Annotated in this window: 17 protein-coding genes; 9 read left to right on the top strand and 8 right to left on the bottom strand. The window is 68.2% G+C overall.

Going from position 1 to position 18,526, the window contains the following annotated elements; genetic code table 11:
• Positions 1-13: 13 nt before the first annotated feature.
• The 3 genes from kasB to ACJH6H_RS12695 all read left to right on the top strand — a co-directional run bounded on the left by kasB (position 14) and on the right by ACJH6H_RS12695 (position 3,491).
• Positions 14-1,282, top strand: coding sequence for a 3-oxoacyl-ACP synthase KasB (gene kasB, locus ACJH6H_RS12705; RefSeq protein ID WP_212812165.1), 1,269 nt, complete (start codon positions 14-16; stop codon positions 1,280-1,282).
• Positions 1,283-1,321: 39 nt separating this feature from the next.
• On the top strand, positions 1,322-2,749 hold the full coding sequence (locus ACJH6H_RS12700; protein ID WP_212812166.1) for an acyl-CoA carboxylase subunit beta: 1,428 nt from the start codon (positions 1,322-1,324) through the stop codon (positions 2,747-2,749).
• A gap of 97 nt (positions 2,750-2,846) precedes the next feature.
• Positions 2,847-3,491, top strand: coding sequence for a dihydrofolate reductase family protein (locus tag ACJH6H_RS12695; protein WP_212812167.1), 645 nt, complete (start codon positions 2,847-2,849; stop codon positions 3,489-3,491).
• Positions 3,492-3,502: 11 nt separating this feature from the next.
• Here the strand turns inward: ACJH6H_RS12695 and ACJH6H_RS12690 are convergent, their stop codons facing one another.
• Entirely contained in the window at positions 3,503-4,252 is a 750-nt protein-coding gene (locus ACJH6H_RS12690; RefSeq protein WP_212812168.1) for an SDR family oxidoreductase, read from the bottom strand.
• 88 nt (positions 4,253-4,340) lie between these two features.
• Between ACJH6H_RS12690 and ACJH6H_RS12685 the strand changes: the two genes are divergently transcribed.
• Positions 4,341-5,222: a LysR family transcriptional regulator gene (locus ACJH6H_RS12685; protein WP_212812169.1), complete on the top strand. Its 882-nt coding sequence runs from the start codon at positions 4,341-4,343 to the stop codon at positions 5,220-5,222.
• Here ACJH6H_RS12685 and ACJH6H_RS12680 read toward each other — a convergent pair whose 3' ends face one another.
• From ACJH6H_RS12680 to ACJH6H_RS12660, 5 genes are all read right to left on the bottom strand, one after another.
• Complete coding sequence (locus ACJH6H_RS12680; RefSeq protein ID WP_212812170.1) at positions 5,223-6,503, bottom strand: MFS transporter; 1,281 nt, start codon at positions 6,501-6,503, stop codon at positions 5,223-5,225.
• Between the two features lie 64 nt (positions 6,504-6,567).
• Positions 6,568-7,767: an acyl-CoA dehydrogenase family protein gene (locus tag ACJH6H_RS12675; protein ID WP_212812171.1), complete on the bottom strand. Its 1,200-nt coding sequence runs from the start codon at positions 7,765-7,767 to the stop codon at positions 6,568-6,570.
• A gap of 3 nt (positions 7,768-7,770) precedes the next feature.
• Positions 7,771-8,904 carry an LLM class flavin-dependent oxidoreductase gene (locus tag ACJH6H_RS12670; protein WP_212812172.1) on the bottom strand — a complete coding sequence of 378 codons (1,134 nt, stop codon included), beginning with the start codon at positions 8,902-8,904 and terminating at the stop codon, positions 7,771-7,773.
• 256 nt (positions 8,905-9,160) lie between these two features.
• Positions 9,161-10,681, bottom strand: coding sequence for a glycerol-3-phosphate dehydrogenase/oxidase (locus tag ACJH6H_RS12665; RefSeq protein WP_212812173.1), 1,521 nt, complete (start codon positions 10,679-10,681; stop codon positions 9,161-9,163).
• On the bottom strand, positions 10,678-11,262 hold the full coding sequence (locus ACJH6H_RS12660) for a TetR/AcrR family transcriptional regulator (protein ID WP_212812174.1): 585 nt from the start codon (positions 11,260-11,262) through the stop codon (positions 10,678-10,680). The genes ACJH6H_RS12665 and ACJH6H_RS12660 overlap by 4 nt, the downstream gene beginning before the upstream one ends.
• A gap of 50 nt (positions 11,263-11,312) precedes the next feature.
• Between ACJH6H_RS12660 and ACJH6H_RS12655 the strand changes: the two genes are divergently transcribed.
• On the top strand, positions 11,313-12,893 hold the full coding sequence (locus ACJH6H_RS12655) for an FAD-binding oxidoreductase (RefSeq protein WP_406775019.1): 1,581 nt from the start codon (positions 11,313-11,315) through the stop codon (positions 12,891-12,893).
• Positions 12,890-13,792 carry a diacylglycerol kinase gene (locus ACJH6H_RS12650; RefSeq protein WP_406774978.1) on the top strand — a complete coding sequence of 301 codons (903 nt, stop codon included), beginning with the start codon at positions 12,890-12,892 and terminating at the stop codon, positions 13,790-13,792. The genes ACJH6H_RS12655 and ACJH6H_RS12650 overlap by 4 nt, the downstream gene beginning before the upstream one ends.
• Before the next feature lie 12 nt (positions 13,793-13,804).
• Here the strand turns inward: ACJH6H_RS12650 and ACJH6H_RS12645 are convergent, their stop codons facing one another.
• On the bottom strand, positions 13,805-14,443 hold the full coding sequence (locus ACJH6H_RS12645) for a TetR/AcrR family transcriptional regulator (RefSeq protein WP_406774977.1): 639 nt from the start codon (positions 14,441-14,443) through the stop codon (positions 13,805-13,807).
• Positions 14,444-14,579: 136 nt separating this feature from the next.
• Here ACJH6H_RS12645 and ACJH6H_RS12640 point away from each other — a divergent pair, with 136 nt between their 5' ends.
• From ACJH6H_RS12640 to ACJH6H_RS12630, 3 genes are read left to right on the top strand one after another with little or no spacing between them, the layout of a single operon-like run.
• Positions 14,580-15,443 (top strand): SDR family oxidoreductase, encoded by an 864-nt coding sequence (locus tag ACJH6H_RS12640; RefSeq protein ID WP_406774976.1) that lies wholly within the window; start codon positions 14,580-14,582, stop codon positions 15,441-15,443.
• On the top strand, positions 15,440-16,354 hold the full coding sequence (locus ACJH6H_RS12635; RefSeq protein WP_406774975.1) for a patatin-like phospholipase family protein: 915 nt from the start codon (positions 15,440-15,442) through the stop codon (positions 16,352-16,354). Before ACJH6H_RS12640 ends, ACJH6H_RS12635 begins: the two co-directional genes overlap by 4 nt.
• Positions 16,354-17,811 carry a flavin-containing monooxygenase gene (locus tag ACJH6H_RS12630; protein WP_406774974.1) on the top strand — a complete coding sequence of 486 codons (1,458 nt, stop codon included), beginning with the start codon at positions 16,354-16,356 and terminating at the stop codon, positions 17,809-17,811. The genes ACJH6H_RS12635 and ACJH6H_RS12630 overlap by 1 nt, the downstream gene beginning before the upstream one ends.
• 125 nt (positions 17,812-17,936) lie before the next feature.
• Here the strand turns inward: ACJH6H_RS12630 and ACJH6H_RS12625 are convergent, their stop codons facing one another.
• On the bottom strand, positions 17,937-18,452 hold the full coding sequence (locus ACJH6H_RS12625; protein ID WP_318985257.1) for a DUF3145 domain-containing protein: 516 nt from the start codon (positions 18,450-18,452) through the stop codon (positions 17,937-17,939).
• Positions 18,453-18,526: the final 74 nt, after the last annotated feature.

Raw genomic sequence — 18,526 nt, 5'->3', positions numbered from 1 at the left:
ACATTGAGCAGTAATGGCAGGGGTAACCGCACAGAGGTTGTCAACGGGGAATGGTCTCCCCAATGTGGTCGTCACTGGTGTAGCCATGACGACTGCCCTGGCGACCGATGCCGAAACCACGTGGCAGAAGCTCCTTGACGGGCAGAGCGGGATCCGTCTTCTCGAAGATGACTTCATCGAGAAGTACGACCTTCCCGTCCGTATCGGTGGGCATCTGCACGAGGATTTCGACAGTGAACTGACGCGCGTCGAACTGCGTCGGCTGTCATATCTGCAGAAAATGTCGACGGTCATCGGCCGGCGAGTCTGGGAAAACGCAGGCTCGCCGGACGTTGACCCCCGACGACTGATGGTGTCGATCGGCACCGGCCTCGGCTCGACCGAGGAACTGGTCTTCGCCTACGACGGCATGCGCGAGCGCGGCCTGCGAGCGGTTTCGCCGCTGGTCGTGCAGATGTACATGCCCAACGGGGCGGCGGCCGCTGTCGGACTGGAGCGCAAGGCCAAGGCCGGGGTGTCCACCCTGATCTCGGCCTGCGCGTCCGGGTCCGAAGCCATCGCCAACGCCTGGCGCCAGCTGGTGCTGGGCGAGGCCGACGTCGCCATCACCGGCGGTGTCGAAACCAAGATCGAGGCAGTGCCGATCGCCGGGTTCGCCCAGATGCGCATCGTGCTGTCCAACACCAACGACAACCCGGCCGGTGCCTGCCGCCCGTTCGACCGCGACCGCAACGGCTTCGTGTTCGGCGAGGGTGGCGCCATGCTGGTGCTCGAGACCGAGGAACACGCCAAGGCCCGCGGCGCCAACATTCTGGCCCGCCTGATGGGCGCGAGCGTCACCTCGGACGGCTACCACATCGTGGCGCCGGACCCCAACGGTGAGCAGGCCGGCTACGCCATGACCCGGGCCATCGAACTGGCCGGGCTCGTGCCGTCCGACATCGACCACGTCAACGCGCACGCGACCGGCACCAGCGTCGGTGACGTCGCCGAGGGCGTGGCCATCAACAACGCCATGAAGGGCCACCGGCCGGCGGTGTACGCCCCCAAGTCGGCGCTGGGCCACTCGGTGGGTGCAGTTGGTGCGGTGGAGTCCATCCTCACCGTGCTCGCGCTGCGCGACGGCGTAATTCCGCCCACACTGAACCTGGACAACCTGGATCCGGAGATCGATCTGGATGTGGTCTCCAAGGCTCCGCGGCAGGGCGACTACAAGTACGCGATCAACAACTCGTTCGGGTTCGGCGGACACAACGTCGCACTCGCATTCGGCCGGTACTGAGCGACGAAGCGCATACCGCGAGATCAAGGAGATTAGAGAATGACGACCCTGGCACCTGAGGCGACGGCCGCCGAATCACTTGATCCTCGCGACCCGCTGCTGCGGCTCTCGACCTTCTTCGACCCGGGCAGCGTCAAGCCGCTGCACGAGCGCGACAAGTCGGGCGTCCTGGCCGCCTCCGGCACCGTCAACGGCGTGCACACCATCGCGTTCGCCACCGACGGCACCGTCATGGGTGGTGCCATGGGCGTTGACGGCTGCGCGCACATCGTCCGCGCCTACGACACCGCCATCGACGAGCAGGCCCCCATCGTGGGCATCTGGCACTCCGGTGGCGCCCGCCTCGCCGAGGGTGTGCGCGCGCTGCACGCGGTCGGCCAGGTCTTCGAGGCCATGATCCGGGCCTCGGGCTACATCCCGCAGATTTCGCTGGTAGTCGGCTTCGCCGCCGGTGGTGCCGCCTACGGCCCCGCCCTGACCGACGTCATCGTCATGGCCCCCGAGGGCCGCGTCTTCGTCACCGGCCCGGACGTCGTCCGCAGCGTCACCGGTGAGGACGTCGACATGGTCTCGCTCGGTGGCCCCGACACCCACCACAAGAAGTCCGGCGTGTGCCACATCGTCGCCGACGACGAACTCGACTGCTACGAGCGCGGCCGTCGCCTGGTCGGCCTGTTCAGCCAGCAGGGCCACTTCGACCGCACCAAGGCCGAGGCCGGCGACACCGACATCAAGGCCCTCATGCCCGAGTCGGCGCGTCGCGCGTACGACGTGCACCCGATCGTCGAGGCCCTGCTCGACGAGGGCGTGCCGTTCGAAGAGTTCCAGTCCAAGTGGGCGCCGTCCATCGTGGTCGGCCTGGGCCGCCTCGCCGGTCGCTCCGTCGGCGTCATCGCCAACAACCCGCTGCGTCTGGGCGGCTGCCTGAACTCCGAAAGCGCCGAGAAGGCAGCACGTTTCGTGCGGCTGTGCGACGCCTTCGGCATCCCGCTGATCGTTCTGGTCGACGTCCCCGGCTACCTGCCCGGTGTCGACCAGGAGTGGGGCGGCGTCGTGCGCCGTGGCGCCAAGCTGCTGCACGCGTTCGGTGAGGCCGTCGTCCCCCGCGTCACGCTGGTGACCCGCAAGATCTACGGCGGCGCGTACATCGCCATGAACTCGCGGTCGCTGGGCGCGACGAAGGTGTTCGCCTGGCCGGACGCCGAGGTCGCCGTCATGGGCGCCAAGGCCGCCGTCGGCATCCTGCACAAGCGCAAGCTGGCCGCCGTCGAGGACGCCGCCGAGCGTGAGGCCCTGCACGAGGAACTGGCCCTCGAGCACGAGAAGATCGCCGGTGGCGTCGACTCGGCCATCGAGATCGGCGTCGTCGACGAGAAGATCGACCCGGCCCACACCCGGTCCAAGATCACCCAGGCCCTCGCCGAGGCCCCGGCCCGCCGCGGTCGCCACAAGAACATCGCGCTGTAATCACGCGACAAACCACAAAACTGCCCCTCTCCTTAGGACGAGGGGCAGTTTTGTTTGTCCGCGATGAATTTCGCCAACCCCGGAGGTCAACACGCACATGACGCAACTGGTGAAAGTGCAGAACTTCAACGTCTCGGCGGACGGCTTCGGTGCCGGTGTCGGGCAGAGTTTCGAGCGGCCCTTCGGCCACGCCGACCCGGGCACCATGTTCGCCTGGGCCGGCGCCACCGCCAGCTGGCCCAACCGCACCGATCCGGGCGGCACCCGCGGCCTTGACGACCACCTCGTGCGCGACTTCCACCACAACATCGGCGCCGAGATCATGGGCGCGGGCAAGTTCAGCCCCTACCGCGGGCCGGCGCGGCTCGACTGGCAGGGCTGGTGGGGCGACGAACCGCCGTTCCACACCCCGGTTTTCGTGATGACGCACCACCTGCGGCCGTCGTTCACGTTGTCGGACACCACATTCCACTTCGTCGACGCGACCCCCGCCGAGGTGCTGGAACTGGCCCGAGAGGCCGCGCAGGGCAAGGACATTCGCATCGGCGGCGGGGCCACGACGGTCCGGGAGTTCCTCGACGCCGACCTGATCGACACCCTGCACATCGTGGTGTCCCCCACCGTGACGCTCGGCGAGGGCTCACGACTCTGGGAGTCCCCCGACGAGCTGCTCGACCGGTACCACTGCGACGTGGTGCCCAGCTCCAGCGGCGTCATCCACCACTTGTTCTGGCGCCGCTGAGCTTTCGGCCACTACCGCGTGGTGTAGCCGCCGTTGGCGAAGATGGTCTGGCCGGTGATCCAGTGGCCCTCGTCGGTGAGGAACACGACCAGCGGGGCGATGTCCTCGATGAGGGTCAGCCGGCCGCCCATCGCCTGCGACTTGTGGAACGCCACGCGCTCCGGGGTCTCCTGGCCGTAGAAGAACGGCGTGTCCATGGGCCCCGGACCCACGTTGTTGACGTTGATCCCGCGCGCCGCGAACTCTTTCGCGGCGGCGCGGGTGAAGTGCTCGACGGGGCTCTTGGCGCCGGCGTAGGTGCTGTAACCGTCGGTGAACGCCGCCAGCAGCGCCGTCACGATGGTGATCACCGATCCGCCGTCGTTGAGCCGGCGGCCCGCCTGCTGCAGGAAGAAGTACGCGGCCTTGGCGTTGATGTCGAACATCGAATCGTATTCGGCCTCAGTGGTTTCCACGATCGGCTTCCGCAGCACCTTGCCGACGGTGTTGATCGCGATGTCGACACCGCCGAACGCCTCGACAGCCGCGTCGAACAGCTTCTCCACGTTGCCGGGAACGGTCAGGTCGCCCTGAACCTTGATGGCCTTGGCGCCGGCGGACTCGATGGCGGCAACGGTCTGATCGGCGTCGGCCTCGGTGGCCGCGCTGTTGTAGTGCACCGCGACGTTGACGCCGCGGGCACCGAGGGTGGTGCTGATCAGGCCGCCCAGGTTCTTGGCTCCGGCGGCGACGACTGCTGTTTTACCTTCGAGATTGCTCATGTGGCCCACGCTAGCCACGGCGGACCACAATTAGAAACGAAACTTTTCTACCTATCCACAAGCAATGGTTGTAGTTAGGGTGGTCGGCATGACCAGGCCGTATCCCGATCTGCGCCGGCTGCAGCACTTCCTCGCGGTCGCCGACGCGGGCGGCTTCACCCGCGCCGCCGACCAGCTGCACCTGAGCCAGCAGGCGCTCAGCAGCTCGATCCGCCAGCTCGAAAAAGAGCTGGGCGCAACGCTTTTCGACCGGGACGGCCGCCGGGTCACCTTGACGCCGGCAGGCCGGCAGCTGCACAGCGATGCGCGCACCCTCCTGGCCGCCGCCCACACCGTCACCGACCACGTGCAGCGCGCGGCCAGCGCCGCACGGGAGAACTACGTCGTCGGCCACACGCCGGCGCTCGAGAGCGTCGAGGTGTACGCACTGCTGGAGCCGGTGATCGACGCCTACCACGACGTGTCCTTCACGTTCCGCCAGATGTTTCCGGATCAGCTGTCCCCCGCGCTGCTCGACGGCTCGATCCAGCTCGCCCTGCGCCGCGGCGTGGTGCCGGACCGCGACCTCGCCACCGCGGTGCTGGGCTATCACGCGGTGCGCGTGGCGGTGCTGAGTTCGCACCCCTTGGCGGGGCGCGACGCCGTCGACCTCACCGACCTGACCGACGAACGCATCGCACTCTGGGCACCGCCCGGCGCGTCGTACTACAGCGACCTGCTGCTCGGCGCCTGCCGCCGCGCCGGATTCGAGCCGGACTATGTCGTGAGTCGCGTACAGGGCGCGGCCACCGTGGCCGCGCCGTTGACGACGGGCGCGGTGGCGTTCGTCACGCATCCGGTGGGGCCGGTGCTGGACGGGCGGGTCACGGTCGTCGACCTCCAGCCGCCGCTGCTGCTGCCGGTGCAGGCCATGTGGCAGCGGCACACGCGCTCGCCGATCCGTGACCTGCTGCTCGCCCAGCAGGCGTAGTCAGGCGCGCGCCAGCAGCGCCTCGTCGGCAAGGTCGTCCAACTCCTTGCCCTTGGTCTCTGGCCCGAACAGATAACCGATCACGGTCAGGAGCCAGATGGCGGACAGCGCCAGATAGGGCGTCTGCACGCCGTAATGACCGATGGCCCAGCCGACGACGGTCGGCGCGGCGATCGACACGATGCGGCCGCCACCGACGGCGACACCAAAGCCGGTGCCGCGCAGCACGGTTGGGAACAGCTCGGAGATGTACGCGTCCCCGACGCCCCAGAGCCAGCCGAGGGTGGCGATGGAGATGGCACCGTAGACCTGGTATTCGGCAAGCGAATCCGACGTGGCCGCCAAGATCGCCGAACCGGCCTCGATGACGGCGCCCAGGATCGCCGAGGGCCGGCGGCCGAAGCGGTCGGCCAACGCGGTGCCGATGAAGACGAAGACGACCTGCAGCAGGAAGAACACCAGGGCGTAGCGAATCGCATCGGTGGTGGACGCGTGGAATCTCTTGACGATGTAGGTGGTCAGGAACAGCGTCGAGCCCCAGTAGCCGACCGCATTGGCGGTGTAGATCAGCCAGCCCACGACCAGCCGCCGCCGTACGCCAGGTAGCTGCCACAGCTTCGCTCGCGGAATGCCGTCGCGCTTCCGTGTCTCGTTGACCTCGGTGTAGCGCGGTGATTCCGTGATGCCCTGGCGGACAAGGAACAGGATGATGGCCGGGACGATCGCCACGATGAACGACGCCTGCCAGCCGAACCGCGGCACCAGCACCAGCGCGACGGCGGCCGCGAGGACGTAACCGAGCGAGAACAACGAGAAGATCACGCCGCCCACCCCGATCGCGCGGGTCTTGGTCGGCCACACCTCGGCGGTATAGGGGGCGCCCACCGCCAGCTCGCCGGCACCGCCCACACCGGTGAGGAAGCGCAGGCCGGTGAACGCGGCCAGATTGGTGGTGATGCCCGCCAGTGCCGTGGTGATGCCGTAGAGCAGGATCGACGCACCGAGCGTGGTCTTGCGGCCCCACCGGTCGGCGGCGATACCGAAACCGATGGTGCCGATGGTGTAGCCGACCAGGAAGATCGACCCGATGTACCCGGCCTGGGCCTCGGTGATCTGCAGGGTCTTCTTGATCTCGGGCAGGACCAGGCCGTAGATGTTCACGGCGTAGGAGTCGAAGCCGTACCCCAGCCCCGCCGTCACCGCCACAAACAACGCCGGTTTGAACGGCTGCGACTTCCGCGGGGGCGAATCGACCTGTGTCTCTTCCAGATTCGCGGACATCTGTCGACGGTATCGGGCACCGGACGGCGTCCGAAGATTCAGAATCGCCCGGATCGCAAGTGGTTCAGATCTGCCCGTGATTGGGCGGCGCGACACCGGAGAGCTCCCACGCGCCGATGTGGTGGTACTTCCAGTCGACGGGGTCGTGCACGCTGTGGGTCCGCGCATTGCGCCAGTGCCGGTCGAGGTCGTGGCGGCGGTCGGTGCCGCTCGCGCCGGTCAACGCGAACAGCTGACTGGCGACGTCGACGGCCACGTCACTGGCGAAGGCCTTGGCCTGCGCAACCGCAATCGAGCCGTGCGCGGCGGCGTCGGGATCGGCGACATCGAGCCCGATGTCTTCGAGTTCGCCTGCGGCCCAACGTAACAGCTGGGTCGACGCGCGCGTCCGGGTGGCGAGCTGACCGAACCGCAGCAGGATGTGCGGATCGTCGCTCGCGGCCTTGGCGCCGCCGTAGCGCACCGCCTCGAAGAACGGCCGGCTGCGGGTGCGGACGAACTCGGCGGCATCGGCCAGGGCACCCTCGGCGATGCCGGCTTCGATGGCGGTGTGCACCAGCTGCGCGCGGGCACCGAGCAGTTGCGGCTTCTCGAATGCCGACCAGTAGGGCACCACCAGATCGCTGTCGACGGCGACGCCGTCGAGCGTGGTGGTGCCACTCACGGTCGAGCGCTGCCCCATGGCGGCCCAGTCCTCGTCGATCGACACCCCGGGGGCGTCACGTTCGACGAAGGCCAGCACGAGACGGTCGGCGGGATCGAGCGCGCTGACCGCCAGCCACCGCGACGTGATGGCACCGGTGCAGTAGTACTTGGTGCCGTCGAGTCGCCACCGCGCACCGTCCTTGACCAGGCGCGTCTTGAGGTCCTGGGCATGGTGACCGCCGCGCTCGGCGAGCACCGGGGCGATGCGCGCGCCGTCGACGACAGCCGGCAGGATTCGGGCCCGCTGCAGTGGTGTGCCGAGCAGGCGCAGGATGTCCACCGCCAGGTAGTGACCCTGCGGCGTCTGCGCCAGCGCGGGATCCGCGGCCGCGACGATCCTGATGACCTCGGCCAGCGTACGCGGCCCGAGCCCGTCTCCCCCGTCGTCGATCGGCACCGTGACGGCCGGCAGGCCCAGCTTGTCGAACTCGGCCACTTCGGCGCGGGGTACCGCACCGGCCCGATCACGTTCTGCCGCACCGGGCTTCACCGATGCCGCGAACTCTTCCGCGACGGCGACGACTTCGGCGTGGCTCCGGGGAGCCCGGGTGCGGGCCATGTCTCAGGAGTGCCGATCAGCGAGCAGGCCGCGCTCCGCCAGGATCGGGATGACGCCCTCGCCGAAGCTGAAGGCCTCTTCCAGATGCGGATACCCGGACAGGATGAACTCGTCGAGGCCCAGCTCGTGGTACTCGGCGATGCGGTCGGCGACCTGCTCATGACTGCCGACCAGTGCGGTGCCGGCGCCACCACGGACCAGACCGATACCGGCCCACAGGTTGGGCGAGACCTCCAGGTTGTCGGTCCGACCGCCGTGGAGGGCCGACATCCGGCGTTGCCCCTCGGACTGCGAGCTGCGCTGCACCTGCTGGGCGCGCTTGATGCTCTCGGGATCGAGGCCCGCGAGCAGTTTGTCGGCCTGCGCCCACGCCTCCTCTTCCGTGGGGCGGCTGATGACGTGCAGCCGAATCCCGAACCGCAGTTCCCCGGCAGCGCGCCGCGCTCGGCCCAGGTTCTTGACCTGGTGACGCACGGCGTCGAGCTTCTCGGCGACCTGAGCGGGCGGCTCACCCCAGGTCAGATACACGTCGGCGTGTTCGGCGGCCACTTCCAGCGCTTCGGCCGACGAGCCGCCCAGGTAGATGTCCGGCCAGGTCTCGGCCGGGATGATCGTCGCGTTCTCCACGGACAGGTGCTTGCCGGTGAAGGTGACCGGCTCGCCGGACCACAGCTGCCGGAAGATCGTGAGGAACTCGGCGGCCCGCTCGTAGCGCTCCGACTTGCCGAGGTAGTCGCCGAAGCGGCGCTGCTCGATGTCATCACCACCGGTGACGACGTTGAGCAGCAATCGGTTTCGCGAGATGCGCTGGTAGGTGGCGGCGGCCTGGGCGACCAGGGTCGGCGCCTGCAGCCCCGGCCGGAAGGCCACGAGGTACTTGAAGTGTTCGGTCCGCTGGGTCAGCGCTGCCGTGAACACCCAGGCGTCCTCACACCAGCTGCTGGTGGGGGTCAGCGCGCCGGTGAACCCGAGTTTCTCCGCGGCGCCGGCCACCAGGCTGAGGTAGTCGAGGTCGGGAGCCCGATCCGCGCCGAAGGCGTCGGCCCGGCTGCCTGCGCCACCGACCGCGTTGCCGAGACTCAGGTCGGTGCGCGAGTCACCGTTGGTCGGCAGGAACCAGTGCAATGTGATTGCCATCGGTCTACCGCGAGAACTCGACGCGACTGCCGTTGCGAGTGGTCGTGGTCAGAACAGGCATTTCTCAACTCCCGGGAACGTGATGCCACCACAAGAGAAGAGCAGTGGCGAATGCAGACTTCTCTCCGGAATCTAGAGCCAAGCGCCGTCACCGGGAACTGCCGTTGACTCCGATCCCGGTGCCGCGACAGGCGTGACCACCGGACGTGGCTGCGATTCCGTCAGAATCATGCTGATTCCAACACGGGTCTTGGAGCTAGATGAACTCCTGTGCCACCTCGGCGACGCGGTCGCGGTCGGCGTCGACGAGCCCGATCCGGGTCCGGCGGTCCAGGATGTCGTCGGCGGTCAGCGCGCCTTCGTGCGTGACGGCGTATTCGAATTCGGCGCGGGTGACGTCGATGCCGTCGGCCACCGGCTCGGTGGGACGCTCACACGTGGCGGCGGCGAACACGTTCGGCGCCTCGGCGCCGTAGCGCGCCACGAGCGACTCCGGCAGCGCCGCAAGACGATCCACTGACACCGGGTTCTCCGGAGCGCCGACCAGCGGCAGATTCCGGGTCCGGCACTCCCCCGCGCCGAGCCCGCGCAGCGACATCGCCCGATTCAGCACATCCTCGGCCATGTACCGGTATTCGGTGAGCTTGCCACCGATGACGCTGAGCACACCGCTGCCGGACACGACGACGGCGTGATCGCGCGACACGTCGGCGGTGTTGCCCTCGCCGGTATCGATCAATGGCCGCAGCCCCGCGTAGGCACCCAGGACGTCGTCCGGCCCCAGGCTCGTCGCCAGCGCGGTGTTGACGGTGTCGAGCAGGAACGTGATCTCGGCCGGAGTCGGTTGCGGCACATCCGGAATGGGGCCGGGCGCGTCCTCGTCGGTGAGGCCGAGGTAGACGCGGCCGAGCTGTTCGGGCATGGCGAAGACGAACCGGTTGAGCTCGCCCGGGATCGGAACCGTCAGCGCCGCAGTCGGATTGCCGAACGCCGCGGCGTCGAACACCAGGTGGGTGCCGCGGCTGGGCCGCAGCTTGATCGCGCCGTCGAGCTCACCGGCCCACACGCCGGCGGCGTTGATCACCGCGCGCGCCGTCAGATCGAAAGTTTCCCCGGTGAGTTGGTCGGTCAGCCGCACCGAGGTGCCGGTGGCGTCGGACGCCGCCACCCGGGTCAGGATGCGGGCGCCATGCTGGGCGGCGGTGCGCGCCACCGCGGTGACCAGACGGGCGTCGTCGATCAGTTGGCCATCGTAGGCGAGCAACGCGCCGTCGAGTCCGTCGCGGCGCACCGCGGGCACCAACTCCGCCGCGCGGGCCGCGTCGACCCGTCCCGACCGCGGCAGGATCGACGCCGATGTGCCGGCCAGCCGGCGCAGGCCGTCGCCGGCGATGAATCCGGTACGCACCAAAGCCCTTGAGGCCCGGTTAATCTCGGACAGCAGCGGCACGAGTTGCGGCATGGCGTGCACGAGGTGCGGGGCGTTGCGGCTCATCAGGATGCCGCGCTCGATGGCGCTGCGCCGGGCGATGCCCACGTTTCCGGTGGCCAGGTAGCGCAGGCCGCCGTGCACGAGTTTGGAACTCCACCGGCTGGTGCCGAACGCCAGGTCGTGCTTCTCGACGAGCACCGTCGACAGTCCGCGGGTCGCGGCGTCCAGCGCGATGCCCACGCCGGTGATGCCGCCGCCGATGACGACGACGTCGACGGTCTCGCCGTCCGCCAGCGCCGTCAGCTCGGCTGTGCGGCGGGCGGCGTTGAGGGCACTGCTGCTCATGGTTTCAGGTATCCGTTCAGGGAGTGCGCGAGTTCGATGTCCAGCGCGGCAACGTCGAGGACAGGCGCGACCATCTGCGCCGACTGGATGGCGGACTGGACGATCAGCAGGCACATGGCGGCGAGTTGCCTGGGGTCGCCGGGGCGGACGCTGCCGTCGGCCTGCGCCGTGGCGAGCGCGCCGGCCAGCACTTCCAGCAGGATCTGCTGGCTGGTGCCCATGCGCTGCGAGATGTAGACCATCGCCAGCGCGGGTGCGCTGCTCAGGACGGACATGATGACTTCGTCGGCGCGCAGCCGCTCCGCCATGCCGACCATGCGTTTGACGATCGCCTCGCGGTCGTCGCCAGTGACGGCAACCTCATTGAGCGCGTTGGTGATTCGTGCCGTCAGCAGCGCCGCGAGGATCGCCTGCGTGTCCGGCCAGCGCCGGTACACCGTCGGCCGGCTGACGCCGGCACGACGTGCGATCTCGGCCAACGTCACGCGATCCACGCCGAAGGCGATCACGCAATCAGCCGCAGCGTCGATGATTCGGGCATCCAGAGAATCCCGAGCTTCATCGTTACTGATTGACATCATGTGTAATACTGTAACGCATGACCGCGACACGTGACCACCTCGAACCGCCGATGAAGTGGAACGCCTGGGGTGACCCCGCTGCAGCCAAGCCCCTGTCCGACGGCATCCGCGGCCTGCTCACCGCGGCCCTCGGCATCGACGCGACCCCGGCCGACGAACTGGAAGCCGACCAGGTCACGTTGCGGCCCTCCGCTCTGGCCGATGCCGACCGCGTCGCGCTGGCGGGCATCGTCGGCGACGAGTTCTGCCGCACCGACGATCACGACCGCCTGCTGCGGGCCGGCGGCAAGTCGACGCTGGACCTGTTGCGCCGCAAGGACACCGGCGAGCAGGATGCGCCGGACGCGATCCTGTTGCCGGGCAACGAAGAACAGATCGCGGCCATCCTGAGCTACTGCACCGACCACCGCATCGCGGTCGTCCCATTCGGCGGCGGCACCAGCGTCGTCGGCGGACTCGACCCGATCCGGGGCGGTTTCAGCGCTGTCGTGTCGCTCGATCTGCGCCGCCTGGACCGCCTGGTGTCCATCGACAAGGAATCCGGCGAGGCCGAGCTGGAAGCCGGCGTCACCGGCCCGCGGGCCGAGGAACTGCTTGGCGCGGAAGGATTTTCGCTGGGCCACTTCCCCCAGAGCTTCGAGTTCGCCACCATCGGCGGGTTCGCCGCGACGCGCTCGTCAGGCCAGAACTCGGCGGGCTACAGCCGGTTCGACGACATGGTGCGCGGCCTGACCGTCGTCACCCCGGCCGGTGTGCTGGACCTCGGCAGGGCCCCGGCCTCGGCGGCCGGCCCCGACCTGCGTCAGCTGATCGTCGGCTCCGAGGGCACGTTCGGCGTCATCACCCGCGTCCGGGTCCGCGTGCACCCGGTGCCCGAGACCACCCGCTACGAGGCCTGGTCGTTCCCCGACTTCGCCACCGGCGCAGCGGCTTTGCGCGCCGTGGTCCAGAACGGCACCGGCCCGACGGTCATCCGCCTGTCCGACGAGGTCGAGACCGGCATCAACCTGGCCACCACCGAGAGCATCGGCGAGCAGACCATCACCGGCGGTTGCCTGGCCATCACCTTGTTCGAAGGCACTGCAGCACACACCGAAAGTCGCCACGAGGAAACCCGCGCGCTATTGGCCGCCCAGGGCGGCACCTCGCTCGGTGAGGCCCCGGCCCGCGCCTGGCAGCACGGGCGGTTCGGTGCGCCGTACCTGCGTGACTCGCTGCTGTCGGCCGGCGCCCTGTGCGAGACCCTGGAGACCGCGACGACGTGGTCCAACGTGCCGGCGCTGAAGGCCGCGGTCACCGAGGCACTGACGACGTCGCTGCAGGAAAGCGGCACACCGGCTTTGGTGATGTGCCACATCTCGCACGTCTACCCCACCGGCGCCTCGTTGTACTTCACGGTGGTCGCCGGCCAGCGCGGCAACCCCATCGAGCAGTGGCGCGCGGCGAAAACCGCTGCGTCCGAGGCGATGGTGCGCTGCGGTGCCACCATCACCCACCACCACGCCGTCGGTGCCGACCACAAGCCGTGGATGACCGCCGAGGTCGGTGACCTGGGTGTCGAGGTCCTGCGCGCGGTGAAGAATGTGCTCGACCCCGGTGGAATCCTCAACCCGGGCAAGCTGATCCCGTGACAGGCACGCTCCAGCGAGTCACTCTGCTGACCAACCCCGCCTCCGGCCAGGGGCGGGGATCCGCGGCGGCCCAGCGCGCTGTCGTGCGACTGCAACGTCGCGGCGTCGACGTGGTCGAGCTGATCGGATCCGACGCTGCCCATGCTCGGCAGCTGCTCGACGAAGCACTCGACCACGGCACCGACGCGGTGGTGGTGGCCGGTGGCGACGGCATCATTTCCCTTGCACTGCAAGCACTTGCGCAGGGCGATGTGCCGCTGGGCATCATTCCCGCCGGCACTGGCAACGACCACGCGCGCGAATTCGGGATTCCGCGTGAGGACCCGGAAGCCGCCGCGGACATCATCGCGACAGGCCGTACCCGCACCATCGACCTGGGGCGGATCGATGGAGCCGACGGCACCGTCCGCTGGTTCGGCACGGTGATGTCGGCGGGATTCGACTCGCTGGTCACCGATCGCGCCAACCGGATGACGTGGCCGCGCGGCCGGATGCGCTACAACGCCGCGATGCTGGTGGAATTGTCACAGCTGCGGATGCATACGGCCCGGGTCAGTTTCGACGGCGGTCCCGAGCAGGAAATTCCCGTGACGCTGGCAACTTTCGGCAACGGCAAGAGCTACGGCGGCGGCATGCTGATCTGCCCGGGCGCCGACCTGAGCGACGGTCTGCTCGACGTCACGATGGCGGCTTCGGCTTCACGGACCAAGTTGATCCGGCTGTTCCCGACAGTGTTCAAGGGCACCCATGTCCACCTTGACGAGGTGACCACGCGGCGGGCCCGCACCGTGACCATCGACGTGCCGGGCATCAACGCCTATGCCGACGGCGAATACGTGTGCCCGCTGCCGGTGACGGTGTCCGCGGTGCCGAACGCGTTGCGGGTCCTGGTTCCGTAGCCTGACGGCGAGTCAGTCCTGCGTAGCCGCAAGCAGCGCAAGCAGATTCATCACCCGGGTGAGTGATCCGGTGACCGGACGGGCCGGCAGCGACGGATCGATTGCACGCTGAATTCCGAGCCCGATGCCGGCGCTGAGGAAAAAGTTGCCGATGTCGTCGAAGCTGTCGATCACCCCGGCGGCGACGAGTTGCTCCTCGGTCAATCCCAAGTCGGCCGCGAGCGACCGCAGTACCTCGACGACCTTCTGAGCGATGTCATTGCGCAGCGTTGCGATTATCTCGCTCAACTCGGCATCGTTGCGCGACAGCACCACGAATTCGAGTTCGAGCATGGTCCAGCCCACGTCGCCGGCCGTGCGTTCCAGCCAGCCGTTCACCGCTTCGACGCGACTCGGGATATCGGCATCCGACATCGCCAACTCGGACATCTCGGCGAACTTCTCGCGGTGGATGGCCTCCAGCACCTCCCGGCACAGCATCGGCTTGCTGCCGAAGTTCGAATACACCGCGCCCTTGCTGTAGCCGGCGTCGTCGGCGATGTCCTCGAGGCTCGTGGACGCGTAGCCGTGCTTGAGAAACCGGGCCTTCGCCGCGTCGAGCAGCTCGGCACGCGTCTGTTCCTGACGCTGCACCCTGGTCAATCGCGGCATGCGTTGATATTAATCGTTTGCGATACCGGGAGTACTAGCTTTACCGGAAGAATTCGGATACCGTGGGTATTCGAACGGGCCAGGAAGGCCCCTACCAGCAGATTCGAGGCTATCGATGCAGCTAGCACGACGCGCAATGTCACTCGACGGCGCCACAGTCATCATCACCGGCGGCGCCAGGGGCATCGGCGCCAAGACCGCCGAACTGTTCTCACAGCACGGCGCAAACGTGTGGATCGGCGACGTCGACGCCGACATCGCCGAGCAGACGGCCCGCAAAATCCCCCGCTGTCGCAGCGGACATCTCGACGTCACCCGGCGCGACTCCTGGGTCAAATTCGTCGGCCAGGTGCTCAAAGAGTCCGGTCGCATCGACGTCCTCATCAACAACGCCGGCGTCATGCCCCTCGGTGCCTTCGAGACCGAGGCCGAGGCCACGACCGACCTGATCCTCGACGTCAACGTCCGGGGCGTCCTGAACGGCATGCGAGCCGTCATCCCACTGATGATCACGCGTGGTAGCGGCCACGTCGTGAACGTGGCCTCGATGGCCGGCATGATCCCCGTCCCGGGCATGGTCACCTACAACGCCAGCAAGTTCGCCGCGGTTGGCGCATCACTGGCGGCGCGCACCGAATACGCCGGCACGGGCGTCACGGTGTGCGCGGTGCTTCCCTCGGCAGTACGCACCGAACTCTCCTCCGGCGTCCAACTCGGCGGCGGCATGCCGACAGTCGACCCCGAAGATGTCGCACAAGCCATCCTGAAGACATTGCGCACCAAGGCCGCCCGCACCTCGGTACCCGAATGGGTGGCGCCCGGCTGGGCACTGATCGACGCACTGGTCCCCGAGTTCATCCAGCGCGCGGGACGCTCGCTCATCGACGACCGCCGCGCCCTGACCGCCCTGGACCCGGTCGGCCGTTCGGCCTACCTGGACCGGATCGAGCGGCAGTCGAAAGACCATGACGCCGAGTCGAACTCGGAACCGCGACGATGAAGCGAGCACTGACCCTCGGCTGCGGCGGCACCATCGGCGGCGCGTGGATCGTCGCGGCCCTGCACGCCCTCCAGGAGCAGACCGGTTGGGACCCGCGCGAAGCCTCGGTGTTGCAGGGCACCTCGGCGGGCGCCGAAATCGTCACGATGCTCGGCGGCGGCGCTTCCGTCGACGACCTGGTGGCGATGCACCGCGGCACCAGCACCGACGAACGTCTGCGCCGGCATATCGAGGCGACGCCGCCGAGCCTGCCGCCGCTGCCGGCACCCCGCCTGCTCAACCCCCGTCTGCTGTGGACACAGCAGGGTCTTGCCGCGGCAACCGGTATCGCACCGACCGGCCGCGGCGACACGTCGTGGTTGCAACAGTTGGCGTCCGGTTTCGCCAACCAGTCCGGCTGGGTTGACCATCCGGGCACCCGCATGGTGGCATTCGACTACCAGCGCGGCGAACGGGTGGCGTTCGGATCCCCCGGCGCACCGAAAGCCACGGCAGGCGAAGCACTCCGTGCCTCGTGGGCCGTTCCTGGCTGGATGCCGCCGGTGCGCATCGGCAACCGCCAGTTCGTCGACGGCGGCGCCGCGTCCACCGCGTCGGTCGACCTCATCAGCCCTGACGACGCCGACCTCATCTACGTCATCACCCCGATGGCCTCCGAAAGCGGCGTGCGCGCACCGGGTTTGGGCGGCATCCTCGAACACCGATTGCTCCGCCGCCCGATGTCCACGGTGCTGGATGCCGAGATCGCCACCGCGCGCGACCGCGGCATCGAGGTCGTCGTGATCCAACCGGACGCCGACGATCTGGCCGGCCTGGGTGCCAACTTCATGCTGCGCGGCAAGCGGCGCGCGGCGTTCGAATCCGCCATGACCACCGCACCGAACACGGTGCGTCGAGCCTGGGAGTCCTGATGAGCACACGTGATCCGCGCATCGTCATCATCGGCGCCGGCGTCGCCGGGATCGCCTCCGCATACACCTTCCAGCAGGCCGGTTTCACCAACTTCACCATCCTGGAGAAGGGTTCGGACGTCGGCGGGGTGTGGCACTGGAACCGCTACCCCGGGCTGACGTGTGATGTGCCGTCGCACATCTACCAGTTCGCCTTCGCCCCCAAGCCCGACTGGAGCCATATCTGGGCCGGTGGCCAGGAGATTCAGGAGTATCACCGCGACGTCGTCGAGCGCTTCGGGCTCGACAAGCACCTGCGCCTCAACACCGAGGTCACGGCGCTGCACTACAACCAGGACGAACACACCTGGACCGTCACGACCCAGAACGAGACGCTGACAGCCGATTTCGTCATCTGTGCCACGGGCGTGCTGCACCACCCCTTCACGCCGGACATCCCCGGCATGGACGCCTTCGAAGGCACCGTCGTGCACACCGCCCGGTGGGATCCCGAACTCGAGACCGCGGGCAAGCGCATCGCCGTGATCGGCACCGGGTCGACCGGCGTGCAGGTGGTTTCGGCGTTGCAGCCCACCGCCGGCAGGCTGCTGCACTTCGCGCGGTCGCCGCAGTGGATGCTGTGGGCACCGATGAAGTTGCCGCAGCTGGGTGCCGTCACCGCGCTGCTGCGCGCCATGCCGCAGCTGTATCAGGCTGTCGCCGAACGCATTCCACTGTGGGGTTCGAGCGTTCTCGTCGACATCGTGACCAAGCCGACGTGGCGTCGCAAGCTGGTGCAGCAGTACGCCCGACTGAGCCTGCGGGCCCAGGTCCGCGACCCGAAGTTGCGTGCCGAGCTGACGCCCGACTACCAGCCGCTGTGCAAACGGCAGGTGTTGTCGGGCACGTACTACCAGGCGATCAAGGCCCCCAACGCCCAACTGATCACCGATCGCATCGCGGAGTTCACGCCCACCGGCATCCGCACCACGGAGGGCGAGCACCACAGGATCGATATCGCCGTGCTGGCCACCGGTTTTCAGGCGCACAACTACATGCGTCCGATGCAGGTGGTGGGGCGCGACGGCGTCACCCTGGACGACGCCTGGGTCAAAGGCCCGCGCGCCTACCGGATGACCGCGATCCCCGGCTTTCCGAATCTGTTCACCGTGCTGGGCCCGAACTCACCCACGGGGTCCATCTCGCTGCAGTACACTGCGGAACTCACCGCGCGGTACATCGTGAAGTGGCTCAAGCGTTTCGAGCGTGGCGAGATCAACGAGGTCGAGGTGACCGAGGCGGCCACCGACGAATTCAACGCCGCCGCCGTCGAGGCCATGGAGCCGACGGTGTGGAACACCGGCTGCAACTCCTGGTACTTCAGCGAAGGCGGCACCATCGATCTGTGGCCGTTCGACGTCGGCACCATCACCCGCATGCTGAGCGAGCCGGAACCGGAGCACTACCGGGTCAGCTAGCCGCGAATGGATCCGGCGCGTAGAACTCAATCGACCGCGAAGGTGCACGTGGATCGCGAATCTCGCCGGTTCGGCGAGCTGTGTGCACGCTCGCGTCGATGCGACAGCCGCGTGGACCGGTCGAACTAGCCGACGCCCCGGTTCAGCCAGCTGACTTCGCCGACCTCGGCGCCGCCGCCGCGATACGGCTCGAGAGCCTCGTCCCAGGCGGTGCCGAGCACGGTGTCGAGTTCAGCGGCGAGCATGTCGGCGCCGCCCTCCATCAGCGCGCGCAGCCGCTGCTCGCCTACCATGGTGTCGCCGTTGGCGCTCATCGATCCGCTCCACAGGCCCAGCGTCGGGGTGTGGCACCAGCGGTGGCCGTCGACGCCGGTGCTCGGATCCTCGGTCACTTCGAAGCGAAGCACCGACCACGAGCGCAAAGCGCTGGCGAGTTGAGCTCCGGTGCCGACGGGCCCCATCCAGTTGGTGATGGCGCGCAGCTGACCGGGCATGGCGGGTTGGGGCGTCCACTTGAGGTTCGCCCGCGCCGACAGAGTCGACGAAAGTGCCCACTCCACATGCGGGCATACCGCCGCGGGAGAGGCATGGATATACACCACGCCCGTCGTCGCGTCGGCGAGTTGGTTCGACGCACGCATCATCTGCTCCTTCAGCTACACGAGGGACGTCTTCCCCAACGACCTGGTGTTGCTGAAATGTTGCAGTTGTTTAG

The sequence above is a fragment of the Mycobacterium sp. SMC-21 genome (assembly GCF_045310825.1).
Taxonomy (GTDB): Bacteria; Actinomycetota; Actinomycetes; order Mycobacteriales; family Mycobacteriaceae; genus Mycobacterium.
The sequence above is the reverse complement of the archived record's forward strand: the minus strand, read 5'-3'. Positions and strand labels throughout refer to the sequence as shown.